The following is a 14721-nucleotide window of genomic DNA, read 5'->3' on the forward strand; positions in this document are numbered from 1 at the left end:
TTCCCTGCGCTCGCAATGACGATTGGGCCGGCATCGTACTTCTCAATGACACTTGAAGTAATCAAACGGTTCGCGGCAGGCCTTGCAGCGCCACAGCGCCTTGCAGGAGGTCGAGCCGAATTCGGACAGCAGCTCGGTCTCGCCGGAGCCGCACTGCGGGCACGCGACCGCCTGTTCGCCGAACAGCGCGCGGCGAGAGCTGGAGGCTTGCGGCGGCGCGATGCCATAGGCGCGCAGCTTGCGGCGCCCCTCCTCGCTCATCCAGTCTGTGGTCCAGGCCGGCGACAGCACGGTGCGCACCTTTGGGCGATGGAAACCGGCGCGTTCCAGCGCAAGTTCGATTTCCAGCGCGATCATGTTCATGGCAGGGCAGCCCGAATAGGTCGGGGTGATCGAAATTTCGATCTCAGTGCCATTAAGCGCGACGTCGCGCAGCACGCCGAGATCGGCGATGGTCAGCACCGGAATTTCCGGATCGACCACGCTCGCCGCCGCATCCCAGGCGCGCCGGCGCAACTCGGTGTCGCTGTCGAGCGCGGTCACCATGTCAGCCCCGGGAAGGTGCGCTGCATCGACTGCAGCTCGCTGAGGAGATGGCCGAGATGCTCGCTGTGCCGACCCGCGCGGCCGCCCTGCTGCATCCAGTTGTTTTGCGGCAATGTGAGCGTCGCCTCGCTGATGACGCCGGTCACCGTCTTCAGCCAGCGATCTCGCAGGCTGGCCGGATCGACGGCGGCGCCGGCATCGATCAGGCCGCGCTCGCTGTCGTCGACGGCAAACATCTCGCCGGTGAAGGCCCAGAGGTGATCGACCGCCCCTTGCGCGCGGGCATGGCTCTCTTCCGTGCCGTCACCGAGCCGGATGATCCATTCCGAGGAATGGCGCAGATGATACGCACTCTCCTTCTCCGACTTGGCCGCAATCGCAGCCAGCGTCGCATCGCGCGAACCCATCATCGCGCGCCAGTAAAGATCGGCAAAGGCGGAATAGAAGAACTGCCGCACCAGCGTCTGGGCGAAGTCGCCGTTCGGCTGCTCGACCAGCAGCAGGTTGCGGTACTGCCTGACGTCGCGCAGGTAGGCGAACTTGTCCTCGTCGTTGTCCCTACCTTCGACCTTGGCCGCGTAGCTGTAGAGCTCGCGCGCCTGGCCGATGAGATCGAGCGCAATGTTGGAGAGCGCCATGTCCTCTTCCAGCATCGGCGCATGCCCGCACCATTCCGGCAGCCGATGGCCGAGGATCAGCGCATCGTCGGCGCGGCGCAGTGTATAAAGCACCAGCGGCGTTTCGGAGATCTGGATGTTGGCGACGGGCATCACATGTGCCCCACCTCTTCAGGCACTTCGTAAAACGTCGGGTGCCGGTAGATCTTCGATTCCGCCGGCTCGAACATCATGCCCTTCTCGGCAGGATCGCTCGCGGTGATCGCGGTCGACGGCACGACCCAGATCGAGAGGCCCTCGCCGCGGCGAGTGTAGATATCGCGCGCGGCCTGCAAGGCCATGGTGGCGTCGCTCGCGTGCAGCGAGCCGACATGCTTGTGCGCGAGCCCGTTGCGGCTGCGAATGAAGACTTCCCACAGCGGCGTGTTCGGCGTGGCCATCGTGATCTCCCTACTCCGCAGCTTGGGCGGTCTGACGATGCTGGCGCTTCGCGGCATAAGCGGCGGCAGCCTCGCGCACCCAGGCACCCTCGTCGTGCGCCTTGCGGCGCGCGGCGATGCGGTCGCGGTTGCACGGGCCGTTGCCGGCGAGCACCTGCTTGAATTCGGTCCAGTCAATCTCGCTGTAGCGCCAGTGGCCGTCGGCGTCCTGGGTCATGCCGGGATCGGGAATCGTGAGGCCGAGATATTGCGCCTGCGGCACGGTGGCATCGACGAACTTCTGGCGCAGCTCGTCATTGGAGAAGCGCTTGATCTTCCACTTCGTCGAGGTGTCGCTATGCTGGCTGACGCCGTCCGGCGGGCCGAACATCATCAGCACCGGCCACCACCAGCGGTTCAGCGCGTCCTGCGCCATCGCCTTCTGCTCCTCGGAGCCGCGGCACAGCGTCAGCATGATCTCGTAGCCCTGGCGCTGGTGGAAGGACTCTTCCTTGCAGACGCGGATCATCGCGCGCGCGTAAGGGCCATAGGAGCAGCGGCACAGCGGAATCTGGTTCATGATCGCGGCGCCGTCGACCAGCCAGCCAATGGTGCCGATGTCCGCCCAGGTCAGCGTCGGATAGTTGAAGATGGAGGAGTATTTCGCCTTGCCTGCGAGCATGGCGTCGACCAGTTCCTCGCGCGAGGACCCGAGCGTCTCCGCCGCGGCGTAGAGATAGAGCCCGTGGCCGCACTCGTCCTGCACTTTTGCCAGTAGCGCGGCCTTGCGGCGCAGTGTCGGTGCGCGGGTGATCCAGTTGCCTTCGGGCAGCATGCCGACGATTTCGGAATGGGCGTGCTGGGAGATCTGCCGGGTGAGCGTCTTGCGATAGGCCGCCGGCATCCAGTCGTTCGGCTCGATGCGCTCCTCGGCATCGACGCGAGCCTGGAATTGCGCAGCCCTTGCCGCGTCCTCAAGGCCGCGATCGTCGGCCTCGCCCGTGTTCAGCGCCTGCGTATACATGCGCATCCTCCCGTTTGATTGGGAGGCAATATATAACAAAAATCAGATCATGCAAGATATTTCTGTAACATAAAAATCAGACGCCGAACCGCAGCGCGAGCAGCTTCCGCGCGGCCGGGAGCGGCCCTTTCTCATTGGTTCCATGGCTATCAAGCCATTGTTCAGACGGGAGGAGCAGCGCGCGGTAGATCTCGCCGCAGAGCTCGCGGGCGGCCCTGCCCGGCCAATCCGTCGGCAGCAGGCTGTCCGGCAGCAGCGGATCGCGCAGCACGACGCGGCGATAGTAGTGGATCAGCAGGATGCGCGCGGTGAAGGCGTCGGCATCGGACAAATCCGTGCCGCGGCGAAACGCGGCGTGCAGCGGCTCGAACATCCTCATGAATTTGAGATAGGCGTCAGCCGTGCGATCGAGCGGCCAACTCGCGCTGAGCAATCGGCGTCCGCTGTCATCCTCGGCGGAGACCTCGAGGCGAATGGCGCCGGTAGCTTCCTCAGGCACGGGCACGCCTGACGGAGCGACCCATACGCCCGGGAGCGGGCTGCCGAAGCCAGCATTGCGCAGCGCCTCGCGCGAGGCGTCGCGGTCTTCGCCATTGCCGATCAGCAGCAGCTCGAAGCGTCCGGTCCAGTCCGACGGCGGCGGATCGTAGATGTGGCGCGTCGCGGCCTCAAAAGTCTGGCGGCCTTTTTCGGCGAGTCGATAGAAGCTGTTGCGGCCGACCTTTTCGCGCGTCAGCCAGCCGTCAGCCGCAAGCCGCGACATCGCGGTGCGCACTACGCCGCTGTCAATGTCGAGACCTTCGAAGAATTCGAGCAGCGTGCCGAGCCACACCGAGCCGCCGCGCGGCACGATGGCGTCGCCGAACACGGTGATGACGATGGAGCCAGTGCGCGACGGCTCGCGCTTGAGCTGATCGATGATGCGGGAAAGCGGATGCGCCATGGGGCATGGCATAGCGCGTTTGGTGCGGGCGGGACAATGGACGGGCGACGCGGCCTATTCGCCCTCTCCCCGTTCTTACGAGGTCGCGACGAGCTTCGCTCGCGCTGAGAGGGTTGGGGTGAGGGGCTGCATCCGCAAATTTGGTGACAGACGGACTCCCCCTCACCCGGATTGCATCTTCGATGCAATCCGGCCTCTTCCCGCAAGCGGGGAGAGGCGAAGAAAGCAATCACCGATGCGGATCGGGATAGGCCAGGCTGCGCCAGCCGCTGCGGTCGAACGGTTGCCACCCGCCTTCCTTCTGCGCGAGGCGATCGGCCACCGCGTAGACGACGGCGGGATGGTGACCCATGCCGCAATGGCTGCTCTCGACCTCGATGCTCTCGGTCTGCGCAGACGACTTCTCCATGCAGCCCTGCCAGGCGCAGACGCCGTCGGTGCGACTGAAGATGGCGGTGGTCGGCACCGGCGGCGGGACGGCGAGTTCGCCGCCGAAGCGCGGGTCGACTTCGTCGGCCTTGCGGCCGCTCGCCCATTCGTAGACGCGCCAGGCATTGGTCGAACGTGGATCGCCCGCGAACGGGCTGCCGAGCGTGATCACCTGGCGCACGCGTTCCGGCATCATCTTGGCAAGTTGCCGCGCATAGAGGCCGCCGAGGCTCCAGCCGACCAGGCTGATCTTGCGGCCGTGGGTGTCGCTCAGCTCCTCGACGAGATCGACCATGGCATGCTGCACGCCGGGACGCAGGCCGTAGTTACGACCCTGGCGCCAGCCGCTGACGGCATAGCCCTTGCTCTTCAGGAAGGCGCGCAGCGGGCGCGTCGAGACGTCGGATGCAACCAGGCCCGGCAGCACCAGCACCGGATGGCCGTCACCGCGCGGCGCGAGGCTGAGCAGCGGCAGCGCGCCGAGGAATGCGCCGAGCTCGTGGATCGCACGTCCCTCCAGAAACATCAGGGTGCGGGACGGCGGGCGCAGCGTCTGGGCAGTAGCGGTCATCAATGTTTCCCCTGGCAAGAATCCTTGGAAGGAACGCCTGCCGACACGCCGGCAAAATGGACGTGAATTCCAGTACGCCGGCTTCTTGAACGTTCCGCAGCGCAACATGAACCAGCTAGGCGGCCGGTTCCTGACATTCAAGCGGGAGAGGCGGCAGGCGACAATAGGTCCGCGCGTTAATGCTAACGGGCGTGACGCGAAAGTCACAACAATCGCAGCAGGAATTCCGCGGTGTAGAGGGCGAGCCCGGCGAGGCCGCCGATCAGCGAGCCGTTGAAGCGGATGTATTGCAGGTCGCGGCCAATGTTGATTTCGATCAGCGAAATCAGCTGCGTCATATTCCACGCCTTGACCTGGTCGGAGATGAAGGTCGAGACGCCGCTCTTCTGGTCGGCGACGAAGCTGCGCAGCACCGTCACCAGGCCCTTGTTGATCTCGGCGCGCAGCTCGGAATCGCCGGCAAGCGCTTCGCCGGCGGCGACGAACATGCCGGCGAGATGGTGCTGAAGCACCTGTGTCTCGCCGCTCGCGCTGCGCTCGATGAAGGCGCGCGTGTTGGCCCACACCGTGCGCGCGAGGTCGGCGAGCTCGGGGCGCGCCAGCAGATCGCGTTTCAGCCCGTCGATGCGATCGATATAGGTCTGGTCGGTGCCGAGTCGATCGACGAAGGTCAGCACCATCCGGTTGAACTCGCCGCGGAACGGATGTTTGGGATCGCTGCGCACCTCGTTGAAGAAGGCGGTCGCAGACGCCACAATCTTGTTCACCAGGAACTTGTCGGCGCGATAGAGCCTGAGCAGGGTCGGCAGCTCCGCGCGCACCTTCTCGCGGATCATCGCCATGGTCTCCTTCTGCGTCAGCGTATCGTGCATCACGCGCAGGAGATCGTCGAACAGCACCTGGTGTCGTCCCTCCGCGACAAAGCCGCGCAGCGTGCCGGCGGCAAGTGGCGCGAGGTCGATCGCCTGCAATTGCGAGGACAAGCGGCGGATGATGAAGGTCATCAGACCGGAGCTTTCCGTCGCCGAGAAGGCCTCTGGCAACAGGCGCAGCGCAAAGCGTGCGAGATCGTCGCTGCGCTTGCGGTCGCGCAGCCAGTCCGCGACGAAGGAGCCGAAATCAATCTCCTTCAGCTTGGCCTCGACCGGACCAGCCTCGAGGAAATGCACCTGGATGAATTCGCCGAGCTTGTCGGCGATGCGGGCCTGGTTGCTCTGGATGATCGCGGTGTGCGGGATCGGCAGGCCGAGCGGCCGCTTGAACAGCGCGACCACGGCATACCAGTCGGCAAGCCCGCCGATTGTCGCGGCTTCCGCGAACGCGGCGATGAAGCCGAACACCGGATGCACGTTCAATAGCGACTTTGCGGCCACGAACAAGAGAAGCGTCGAGGCCAGCACCAGCGTCGCCAGCGCCTTGACGCGGCGCAGCTCAGCCGCGCGTTCGGCATCGCCCGGGGCATCGAAGGAAAAGGTGCCGACTGTCTTCATTGTGACACCACAGTACCCGTCATTGCGAGCGAAGCGAAGCAATCCAGAATCGTTCCGCGGAAAGGCCCTGGATTGCTTCGTCGCTTCGCAGTGACGGGAGCGGCAAAAAAAGGCCCGCCGAAGCGGGCCTTAAAAATTCAGTTTCTCAACTCAATGCACAAATCACGCGGTCTTGGTGTAGACCTTGGCGAAATTGTCCTGCGCGGCCTTCGCGCCGTTGGCGGCGAGCTTGCCGAGATAGTCGGAGGTCGCCTTGGCGCGCGAGACGAGCACTTCGCCGCGGGCACGGAGCAGACCGGACTGGATCTCGACGGCTTCGCTGATCGACTTGGCCGACGCGAGCTTGTCGATGCCGGAGAAGAACGCCTCGGCGTCCTCATAGATGGCCTGCTGAATGTTGCGGCTGATCTTGCCGGCCTCGGTGACGGATTCGGTCACCGCGTTCTCGATGGCGGCGGTCACCCGCTCGGAGCCAGCGAAAACCTCGGCAGCACGGTCCTTGGCAGTGTTGGCAGTCTTCTTGACGAACTCGCGGGCAGCCTCAGGAACTTCCAGGTTCTGGATGTTCTTGAACGCGTCCTTGAAGCCCTCGAAAGCGGCGTTCGTTTCAGTGGTCATGGGGTCTCTCCATCCTCAATTGTCTGAGCTATGGGCTCACCCCGTCCGGATTGGCCCGGGGCACGGCTTATATGGCATAGTTAATTGTGCGATGCAATATTCATATTGCAGTGCGATATCACGAAATCATGAGCAGCCTTAATGGGAGGCATCGTGATGCTTCCCCAGCCATTTCCGGGAACCAGTGCCGGAGGCAGTCTGGTGCTGGTCGGCGCTCTCTTAGTGCTGGACGGCACTCTGTTAGTGCTGGACGGCGCCTGGCAGCCCGTAGGCCTCCATCTGTGCCTGAACCTGCGCGATGTTGTGCCCGAGCACGACGATATCATGGGTCTTGCCGTCGACGTCGCGGACATGGTCGCGCAGCAACGCCTCAGCCTTGAAGCCGAGGCTTTCGAACAGCGCGATCGCCGCCTGCTGGTCGACCGTCATCTGGACGGAAAGCTTCTCGAGGCCGGCGCCGAGCGCGAGCGCAAAGGTCTCCTGCGAGAGCGCCCGACCGACCCCCTTCCCGCGCACGTCGAGCGAGACCACCATGCGGATCTCTCCGACATGGGGCGACCAGGAGTGCGGATCGCGCACCAGGGTGCCGCAGCCGACGACCTTGCCGTCCTTCACTGCGAGCAGGCTCGTGATCGCGCCACGCTCGATCTCCTTGACCCAGGCCGAGAGCACCTTCGGCTCGCTGATGTTGCGCGGCAGGAACAACAGGTCATGCGTCGGCAACGCCTTTCCGAAGGCGAGCACCGCAGGCGCGTCCGCCCGCGACATTAGGCGGAACTCAATATCGCCGGCATCCGTCTTGACGTGACGCGGATAGGAACGCTGCTCACTCATGTCGATCTCTTCCCCAGCCAGGAGTCCAGTTTCGGCCACAGCCGCTTGACCGCATTGGCGCCGGCGACGAGGGAGACGTGACCGCCCTTCAGCATCACCTCCTCCTTGTCCTCGGATCCGATTTTCTCGATCAGGTGCTTTGCGGCGTCATAGGGCACGATGTGGTCATACTCGGCGACCGCATGCAGGATCGGCACCTTGATGTTCTCCAGCTTCGCCGCGCGACCGCCGACCGACATGGTGTCGTTGAACAGCCTGTTGTCCCACATCAGGTCCTTGGTGATGGCGCGGAAATATTCGCCGGCCAGCGGCAGCGTGTCGGTCGCCCAGCGGTCGAACATCCGGTAGGACTTCACGAATTCGTCGTTCCAGATGTTTTCCCAGAGCTGGATCTGGCTCACGGTACGCGAGGCCGGGCGCAGCATCTCGAACGACGACAGGATCATCTCCGGCGGCACGTTGCCGACGCTGTCGACGAGGCGATCGACATCGAAATAGCGGCGGTCGGCGAAGTTGGAGAACAGCTTCATCTCGCGGAAATCTATCGGCGTCGTAAAGCAGATCAGGTTCTTCATCGGCCCGTCATTGACGATCGAGCCGTAGAGCAGCGACAGCACTGCACCGAAGCAATAGCCGACGACGGAAACGTCCTTTTCGCCCGAATCCAGCTGCACGCGGCGAACGCAATCCGGGATGAAATCGAGGACATAGTCCTCCATCCGAAGGTTCTTCTCCTCCGGCCGCGGCGCGGTCCAGTCCAGCATGTAGACATCGTAGCCGCGCTTGAGCAGGAACTCGATGAAACTCTGGCCCGGCACGAGGTCGAGGATGTAGCCGCGGTTGGTGGTCGCCATCACGATCAGCACAGGCACGCGGTAGATCTCGTCCGACATCGGACGATAGTGATAGAGGCTCATCGTGCCGCGCGAATGCAGCACGTCCTTCGGCGTCGAGCCGAGCGTCGGACCGGAGGTCGAGAAATATTCGACGCCCTTGATGCTGCGCATGATGGCGCGCTGCACCTCGGACTGGATGCGCTCCGGGATCTCTGCAAAATCAGGTCCCGTCGGCGCGTTCATTTTTGCCCTCCGCCTTCAGAGGGCGGACGCTTGGTCCGCGGCGGTCGCGGCGCGGCACCGATCTGCGAGCCGCTCGAAGCGGCCGACATCTGGCTCAGCATCGACTTGATCTCGCCGAGCTGCCCTTCGATGGATTGCAGGCGCTCAGCGATGCCGGTCATCTGCTCGCGGCTCGGCAGGTTCATCGAGAGAAGGTATTTCTCCATGAGATCGCCGAACTGCTTCTGAGCACCTGCAGCAACACCGCCGGCCCGGTTCATGGCCTGCGAGAATTCGGGTGTCTCCATCGCCTTGGTGGCAAACGAGTTGAAGCCTTTCTCCATCTCGCCAATCATCTTTTGCCACAAGGCGACCGGATCGTTGATCTTGTCGGTCATCGGCGTCCTCCAGGTCACGAGGGCTTTTGCGCCCTTCTTTTCCCGCCATACCACACCGTTGCGACGAGCCGGTCAACGGGTAAGCGGCGACCTGGTGTCGCGCGCACGGCTTCTTTGCAGCGACGAACCGTGCGATACAACGCTTGCTCACAGCAAGAGGAACACGCCCGTGAATGCCTCCGCCCATCAGCCGCCGCAGACCGTCCGCGCCAACGGCATCGACATCTGCTACGAGATTTTCGGCAACGACAACGCCGAGCCTCTGCTGCTGATCATGGGGCTGGGCGCCCAGATGATCCACTGGGATGACGGGTTCTGCGAGCAGCTCGCCGCGCGCGACTTTCGCGTGATCCGCTTCGACAATCGCGACATCGGCAAGTCCAGCCATCTGAGCGGCGGCAAGCGGCTGACGCCGTTCGAACTCTTGAAGCTGCGCTTCCTGAAGATTCCCGTGGCCGCGACCTACAGGCTGATCGACATGGCAAAGGACACAGTCGGCCTGATGGACGCGCTCGGCATCAAGTCGGCGCATCTGGTCGGCGCCTCCATGGGCGGCATGATCGCCCAGGAAGCCACGCTGTCATTTCCGCAGCGCGTGCGCTCGCTCACCTCGATCATGTCGACCACGGGCAATCCGCGCGTGCCGCCGCCAACCCGGGAGGCCGCCGCAATGCTGATGGCGCCGCCGCCGCGTAGCAAGGAGGAGTTCATCGTCCGCTTCGGCCAGACCTGGAAGGTGTTGCGCGCCGGTTCCTTTCCCGAAGAAGAGGCGCTCGATCCTGGCCGCGCCGAGCGCGTGTTCGCGCGCGGGCTCAATCCTGCCGGTGTCGGCCGGCAACTCCGCGCAGTGCTCGCCTCCGGAAGCCGCAAGGAGCGGCTGTACGGCGTCAAGACGCCGGCGCTGGTGATCCACGGCACCGTCGATCCGCTGGTGCGGCCCGAAGGCGGCAAGGACACGGCGGCGTCGATCCCTGGCGCAAAGCTCCTGATGATCGACGGCATGGGCCACGCGCTGCCGATGCGATTTTGGCCTGAGATCATCGACGCCATCGACAAGCATGCGCATGGCGCGGCGGCGAAGGCGGCGTAGGACGACGTGACCGGTCTCCTCGCGGTGACTATGTGAGCTGGCGGATACTCTCTTACCGCACGCCGGGGCGAAAGCTATACAGGCCTCCCTTAATCGCAAGAGACAGAGGCTGCGGCCTCTTGGAGTTCACCATGCATTTCATCTTCCGGCCAGGCGCGATGATCGCCGCTTCAATCCTCATGCTGTCCGTCGCAAGCGGCAGCGCGACTGCCGGTGACGCGCAAGAGGAAGCCAATCGCAACACCGTGCTCGCCTTCTACGAGAAGGGTCTCAATCAAAAGGACGCCGATGCTGCTCTCGCCTATGTCGGCGATCGCTACGTCCAGCACAATCCAAATGCCGCCGACGGCCCGGACGGTTTCCGAAAATTCATCGGCTTCCTGCGCGAGAAATTTCCGAACTCGCACAGCGAGATCAAGCGCACGTTCGTGGACGGCGACTATGTCATTCTGCACGTTAACGCGGTTCGCGTGCCCGGCACCAAAGGCAATGCGATTGTCGATATCTTCAAGCTGGAGAACGGCAAGATCGTCGAGCACTGGGACGTCGTTCAGGCCATTCCCGACAATCCTGCCAACAACAACACGATGTTCTGAAGGATAGGATGGTGGGTGGCGCGAATGGCGCGGCGGTGAAGGCGGCCTAACTCTTCCGCGCAATCCAGATCACATGGCGCGCGCCACCACCTTTTCCGGTGGCGCGGATGTTGACTTCGTTGACCTCGAAGCCCGCGGCACGAAGACGGCGTGAAAATTTCGGATGCCGCCCGGACGACCAGATTGCGAGCACCCCGCCCCGCCGCAGCGCGGTGTGGGCTATTCTCAACCCGGCGTCATCGTACAAGGCGTCATTGGCCTTGCGGGTGAGGCCTTCCGGACCATTATCGACGTCAAGCAGGATCGCATCGAACCTGAGCGGATGTCGTTCGATCAACTGCGCAACATCCACTTCACGTATATCAACGCGGGGGTCACTGAGACTGTCGCCGAAAATCTCGGCCATCGGACCTCGCGCCCATGCCACCACCGCAGGGACCAGTTCGGCCACTACGATCTGCGCCTTGCTTCCGAGCACAGCGAGCGCCGCACGCAGCGTGAAGCCCATGCCCAGACCGCCGATGAGGATAACTGGCTTGGCGACCTTCTCGATCTGCTTGGCTGCGAGCGTGGCGAGCGCGGCCTCGGAGCCCGACAGGCGGCTGTTCATCAGCTCGTTGGTGCCGAGCATGATGGAAAACTCCTTGCCGCGGCGCATCAGGCGAAGCTCGCCATCGGAGCCGGGGATCGGAGCGTTATCGATTTTTTCCCAGGGAATCATGCCTGAGGTTTAGCACGATCGGGCCGGCGGTCACCCGCCCGCCCAGACGTCGAGCACATAGCGGTTCCCTGCGCCCAGCCCCTCGATCCAGCGCGCGCCGGCGGCCGCATCGCTGCCGCTCGTCTCGCGATAGATCGCGACGAGCGCGGCCTTCACATCCGGCTCCATCTTGCCGCCATCGCCGCAGACATAGATGATCGCACCCTGCTCGATCAGGGCCCACACCTTGTCCTTCTGCGCGGCGAGCAGGTGCTGCACATAGGTCTTCGGCCCGTCTGCGCGCGAGAACGCGGTGAAGAGCTCGGTGACGCCGCTGGCCTCGAGCGCTTTCAATTCGTCCCGATAGAGATAGTCTTGCTCGGGATGACGGCAGCCAAAGAACAGCATCGCCGGGCCCAACGTCGCGCCCTTGGCCTTGCGCGCGGCGCGCTCCTGAAGGAAGCCGCGGAACGGCGCAAGTCCCGTGCCGGGGCCGATCATGATGATCGGCGCGGATGCATCATCCGGCAGGCGGAAGCCGGCCTTGGTCTCGCGCACCGTCGCGTAGATCGTGTCGCCGGCGCGGCGATCGCTGAGATAGTTCGAGCAGATGCCCTTGTACAGGCCGCGGCCCGAGGCCGCAGGCCCGCCCACCACGCCGACGGTGACGCTGCATCGCGCAGGATCGACCGACGGCGAGGACGAGATCGAATAATAGCGCGGCGCGAGCAGCGACAACATCTCGAGATAGGCGTGGAACGGCAGCTCACAGGCCGGATGCTCGATCAGCAGATCGAACACCGATTTGCGCTTGGCCAGGATCTCGGCACGGTAACGCTCCCCAGCCTCGGCCTCATCGCCAACGAAGGCCAGCAGCTTCGGCTTGGTCACCGGGCAGCGCGTATGCTCCGACATGATCTGGATCTGCTTGCGCGTTGCGACCTGCTGAAGCTCGACGAAATCGGTGAGGAGCTGGCCGACCGAGACGCTCTCGCCGACCGGCAATTGCGCGCGGCGGCCCTCGGCGACTTGCAACCTGACCTGGTCAGCCGGCAGAAAGCCGAACCGGCGGGCCACCGCATCGACGAGCGCCGCATCGTTGCGCGGCACCACGCTGAGATGGTCGCCGACGCGATAAGTCACACCCTGCGGCAACTGCACCTCGATATGCCGCGTCGAGCGCTCCGACGGATTGGAGCCGCTCCTGTTCTGAAGCTCGTCGTTGACCAGCACCTTCATCGCGACAGTGCCGCCGAGCGCTGCGACCGCATTGACCGCGCCGGGCGCAACGGGCTCGATCTTGTAAAGCGGCTCGTCGTCGGCACTGCGGCTGAAGTTCTGGGTCAGCCCCCATTCTTTCATCGCCGCTGGCGCGGCGGCCGCGAACCATTTTTCGAACTGGCCGTCGAGATCGCTTCGCGCATCGCCCTCGCCGCGGCTATAGAGGCTGCGCGCGCCGCGGGCCGCGAGCTGCTCATCGATGAAGCGGGGCACGGATTGATAGGTCGCAGCCCAGTCGCTGTTGCCGCAGCCGAACACGGCATAGCGCACCTTGGACAGCGCCCCCTTCGGGGCGTCGCCATACAGCCATTTGACGAACTGCGTCGCGTTATCCGGCGGTGCGCCATTGTAGGAGGCACAGAAGATCAGCACGCCGCCCTCCTCAGGCAGCTTGTCGGCATAATCGTCGAGCGGTGCGAGCTTGCTGGCAAAGCCGTTGACCTCAGCGAGGTCGGCTACACGCGCCGCCAACTCCTCGGCGGTGCCGAGATTGGAGCCGTAGAGCACGAGCAGCGGCGTATTGTGCCCAGGGCGTGTCGTGGCGCGCGGCGCAGCCGTGCCAGCACTTGTCGTCGCGGCCACAGGGCCACCATAGCCCCCCCGCTCGCGATCGGCACGCGGGCGGACCTTGATCTTGAACCCTTCCGGCTTGATCGTCAGCGTCTCCTTCAGATGCATCTGATAGCGCTGATGATCGATCAGCCTGAAGCGCTGGAGGATCATACCGAGCGCGAGCGCGGCCTCGTGCATGGCGAAGCCGCGGCCGATGCAGGCGCGCTGGCCGTTGCCAAAAGGCTTCCAGGCGTTGATCGGCCGCTTGGCCTCCGCCTCGCGGCTGAAATTCTCGGGATCGAACGCATCCGGATTATGACCCCAGACACTGGGATCGCGATGCAGCGCGGTCACGAGGATCGTGGTGAAGGTGCCCTTCTTCAGCCTGTACTTGCCGCCACCGATGGTCTCGTCGTTCAGCGGCGAGATGCCATAGGCCGGCGCCGGCGGCCACAGCCGCAGCGCCTCCTTCAGAATCTGCGTGATGTAGGTGAGCTGCGTGACCTGCTGATAGGTCGGCTTGGCGTTGACGTCGGGGCCGAACACGCGATCGACCTCGTCATAGGCGTTCTTCAGGATCTCGGGGTGCTTGAGCAGCGCGTAGATCGTGTAGGACAGAAGGCCGCTGGTGGTCTCGTGGCCCGCGATCAGGAAAGTGTTGATCTGGTAGCGGATGTTGACGTCGTCGAGCTGCTCGCCGGTCGAGCGGTCGACGCCGGTCATCATCGCGGCGAGCATGTCCTTCTTGTCGTCGACGGCCTCCGCGCTCTTGCGCCGCTCGGCGATGATCTCGTCGACCATCTTGTTCATGAAGGCGACGTCTTCAGTGAGCGTCTTGCGCCGCTTCTGCATCCAGAGCTGCTCGAACGGCAAGCCGCGGGTCATCATGATGGTTTCGAGCGAGCGCACCAGCGACTCGACGAAGGGATGGTAGTCGCGCCGGTAGAACGAATTGAAGCGGTAATCGAAGCCGCACAGCCCGATCGTATCCAGCGTCAGCGCGGTCATGTCATGGACGACGTCGATCTCGTCGTCGGCGTTGAGCCGCTCCCACTTCTTCACGAGTTGCTCGGCGATGTCGACCATGCTCGGATGATAGGACTGCATGGCGCGGTTGCCGAAGGGCTGAAGCAGGATGTTGTGCGCCTTGCTCCAGTTCGGCTCCTTGGTGTCGGCCGTGAACAGGCCGTCGCCGCCAACCGCGCGCACGCGGCGCAACGCGCCGCGCACCGTCTTGTCGAACCGCTTTTCATCGGAGAGCTCGTCGACGAGATCATGGCCGGAGACGACGACAATCGGCGAACCCATCATGTCGAGCCAGAAGATCGGCCCAAGCTCCTTGGCAAGCCGCGTCAGGTGCTGCACGGGCGCGGCCGAGTCCAGCGACAGCATGTTGCCGACCACCGGCTTTGTCGGCGGATGCGGAATCGGGTCCAGACGGTTCTTGGACGACATGTAACTGCGCTTCCCCCTGATCGCGTCATTCCGGAGCGATGCGCAGCATCGAACCCGGAATCTCGAGGTTCCGGGTCTGGTCCTTCGGACCATCCCGGAA

The 14721-nt window shown here is 64.1% G+C and carries 15 protein-coding genes; 2 read left to right on the forward strand and 13 right to left on the reverse strand.

The annotated features are described in order from the left end of the window. Positions 1–42: 42 nt before the first annotated feature. From paaD to AYJ54_RS32375, 11 genes are all read right to left on the reverse strand, one after another. Positions 43–546: a 1,2-phenylacetyl-CoA epoxidase subunit PaaD gene (gene paaD, locus AYJ54_RS32325; protein WP_063705465.1), complete on the reverse strand. Its 504-nt coding sequence runs from the start codon at positions 544–546 to the stop codon at positions 43–45. Continuing rightward, complete coding sequence (gene paaC / locus AYJ54_RS32330; protein WP_063705467.1) at positions 540–1316, reverse strand: 1,2-phenylacetyl-CoA epoxidase subunit PaaC; 777 nt, start codon at positions 1314–1316, stop codon at positions 540–542. The genes paaD and paaC overlap by 7 nt, the downstream gene beginning before the upstream one ends. After that, on the reverse strand, positions 1316–1603 hold the full coding sequence (gene paaB, locus AYJ54_RS32335; RefSeq protein WP_008136594.1) for a 1,2-phenylacetyl-CoA epoxidase subunit PaaB: 288 nt from the start codon (positions 1601–1603) through the stop codon (positions 1316–1318). The genes paaC and paaB overlap by 1 nt, the downstream gene beginning before the upstream one ends. A 10-nt stretch (positions 1604–1613) precedes the next feature. Continuing rightward, the gene (paaA, locus tag AYJ54_RS32340; RefSeq protein WP_063705802.1) at positions 1614–2606 is read right to left on the reverse strand and encodes a 1,2-phenylacetyl-CoA epoxidase subunit PaaA; all 993 of its coding nucleotides are present in this window, start codon (positions 2604–2606) and stop codon (positions 1614–1616) included. A gap of 76 nt (positions 2607–2682) precedes the next feature. After that, a complete protein-coding gene (gene paaX / locus AYJ54_RS32345; protein WP_063705469.1) occupies positions 2683–3549 on the reverse strand; it encodes a phenylacetic acid degradation operon negative regulatory protein PaaX in 867 nt (288 codons plus the stop codon). 229 nt (positions 3550–3778) lie between these two features. After that, a complete protein-coding gene (locus tag AYJ54_RS32350; RefSeq protein WP_063705471.1) occupies positions 3779–4549 on the reverse strand; it encodes an esterase/lipase family protein in 771 nt (256 codons plus the stop codon). A 203-nt stretch (positions 4550–4752) separates the two neighbouring features. Further along, complete coding sequence (locus AYJ54_RS32355) at positions 4753–6039, reverse strand: DUF445 domain-containing protein (RefSeq protein ID WP_063705474.1); 1287 nt, start codon at positions 6037–6039, stop codon at positions 4753–4755. A gap of 162 nt (positions 6040–6201) precedes the next feature. Further along, the gene (locus AYJ54_RS32360; RefSeq protein WP_063705477.1) at positions 6202–6657 is read right to left on the reverse strand and encodes a phasin; all 456 of its coding nucleotides are present in this window, start codon (positions 6655–6657) and stop codon (positions 6202–6204) included. A 240-nt stretch (positions 6658–6897) separates the two neighbouring features. Then, positions 6898–7491: a GNAT family N-acetyltransferase gene (locus AYJ54_RS32365; protein ID WP_063705480.1), complete on the reverse strand. Its 594-nt coding sequence runs from the start codon at positions 7489–7491 to the stop codon at positions 6898–6900. After that, a complete protein-coding gene (locus AYJ54_RS32370) occupies positions 7488–8570 on the reverse strand; it encodes an alpha/beta fold hydrolase (RefSeq protein ID WP_063705483.1) in 1083 nt (360 codons plus the stop codon). Before AYJ54_RS32370 ends, AYJ54_RS32365 begins: the two co-directional genes overlap by 4 nt. Next, the gene (locus AYJ54_RS32375) at positions 8567–8947 is read right to left on the reverse strand and encodes a hypothetical protein (RefSeq protein ID WP_063705804.1); all 381 of its coding nucleotides are present in this window, start codon (positions 8945–8947) and stop codon (positions 8567–8569) included. Before AYJ54_RS32375 ends, AYJ54_RS32370 begins: the two co-directional genes overlap by 4 nt. Before the next feature lie 169 nt (positions 8948–9116). Between AYJ54_RS32375 and AYJ54_RS32380 the strand changes: the two genes are divergently transcribed. Both AYJ54_RS32380 and AYJ54_RS32385 read left to right on the forward strand, forming a co-directional pair. After that, positions 9117–10037, forward strand: coding sequence for an alpha/beta fold hydrolase (locus AYJ54_RS32380; RefSeq protein ID WP_063705486.1), 921 nt, complete (start codon positions 9117–9119; stop codon positions 10035–10037). Between the two features lie 131 nt (positions 10038–10168). Further along, positions 10169–10633, forward strand: a complete 465-nt coding sequence (locus AYJ54_RS32385) for a nuclear transport factor 2 family protein (RefSeq protein ID WP_063705805.1) — start codon at positions 10169–10171, stop codon at positions 10631–10633. 46 nt (positions 10634–10679) lie between these two features. Here the strand turns inward: AYJ54_RS32385 and AYJ54_RS32390 are convergent, their stop codons facing one another. Both AYJ54_RS32390 and AYJ54_RS32395 read right to left on the reverse strand, forming a co-directional pair. Then, positions 10680–11354 carry a polyamine aminopropyltransferase gene (locus AYJ54_RS32390; protein ID WP_063705489.1) on the reverse strand — a complete coding sequence of 225 codons (675 nt, stop codon included), beginning with the start codon at positions 11352–11354 and terminating at the stop codon, positions 10680–10682. A 30-nt stretch (positions 11355–11384) separates the two neighbouring features. Then, a complete protein-coding gene (locus AYJ54_RS32395) occupies positions 11385–14621 on the reverse strand; it encodes a bifunctional cytochrome P450/NADPH--P450 reductase (RefSeq protein ID WP_063705492.1) in 3237 nt (1078 codons plus the stop codon). Between the last annotated feature and the right edge of the window lie 100 nt (positions 14622–14721).

The sequence above is a fragment of the Bradyrhizobium centrolobii genome (genome assembly GCF_001641635.1).
In the GTDB taxonomy this organism is placed as follows: Bacteria; Pseudomonadota; Alphaproteobacteria; order Rhizobiales; family Xanthobacteraceae; genus Bradyrhizobium; species Bradyrhizobium centrolobii.

Excerpts from the sequence above, each read along its gene's own strand:
- paaD (WP_063705465.1), bottom strand. The coding sequence starts at position 546 with ATGGTGACCGCGCTCGACAGCGACACCGAGTTGCGCCGGCGCGCCTGG.
- paaC (WP_063705467.1), bottom strand. The coding sequence starts at position 1,316 with ATGCCCGTCGCCAACATCCAGATCTCCGAAACGCCGCTGGTGCTTTAT.
- paaB (WP_008136594.1), bottom strand. The coding sequence starts at position 1,603 with ATGGCCACGCCGAACACGCCGCTGTGGGAAGTCTTCATTCGCAGCCGC.
- paaA (WP_063705802.1), bottom strand. The coding sequence starts at position 2,606 with ATGTATACGCAGGCGCTGAACACGGGCGAGGCCGACGATCGCGGCCTT.
- paaX (WP_063705469.1), bottom strand. The coding sequence starts at position 3,549 with ATGGCGCATCCGCTTTCCCGCATCATCGATCAGCTCAAGCGCGAGCCG.
- AYJ54_RS32350 (WP_063705471.1), bottom strand. The coding sequence starts at position 4,549 with ATGACCGCTACTGCCCAGACGCTGCGCCCGCCGTCCCGCACCCTGATG.
- AYJ54_RS32355 (WP_063705474.1), bottom strand. The coding sequence starts at position 6,039 with ATGAAGACAGTCGGCACCTTTTCCTTCGATGCCCCGGGCGATGCCGAA.
- AYJ54_RS32360 (WP_063705477.1), bottom strand. The coding sequence starts at position 6,657 with ATGACCACTGAAACGAACGCCGCTTTCGAGGGCTTCAAGGACGCGTTC.
- AYJ54_RS32365 (WP_063705480.1), bottom strand. The coding sequence starts at position 7,491 with ATGAGTGAGCAGCGTTCCTATCCGCGTCACGTCAAGACGGATGCCGGC.
- AYJ54_RS32370 (WP_063705483.1), bottom strand. The coding sequence starts at position 8,570 with ATGAACGCGCCGACGGGACCTGATTTTGCAGAGATCCCGGAGCGCATC.
- AYJ54_RS32375 (WP_063705804.1), bottom strand. The coding sequence starts at position 8,947 with ATGACCGACAAGATCAACGATCCGGTCGCCTTGTGGCAAAAGATGATT.
- AYJ54_RS32385 (WP_063705805.1), top strand. The coding sequence starts at position 10,169 with ATGCATTTCATCTTCCGGCCAGGCGCGATGATCGCCGCTTCAATCCTC.
- AYJ54_RS32390 (WP_063705489.1), bottom strand. The coding sequence starts at position 11,354 with ATGATTCCCTGGGAAAAAATCGATAACGCTCCGATCCCCGGCTCCGAT.
- AYJ54_RS32395 (WP_063705492.1), bottom strand. The coding sequence starts at position 14,621 with ATGTCGTCCAAGAACCGTCTGGACCCGATTCCGCATCCGCCGACAAAG.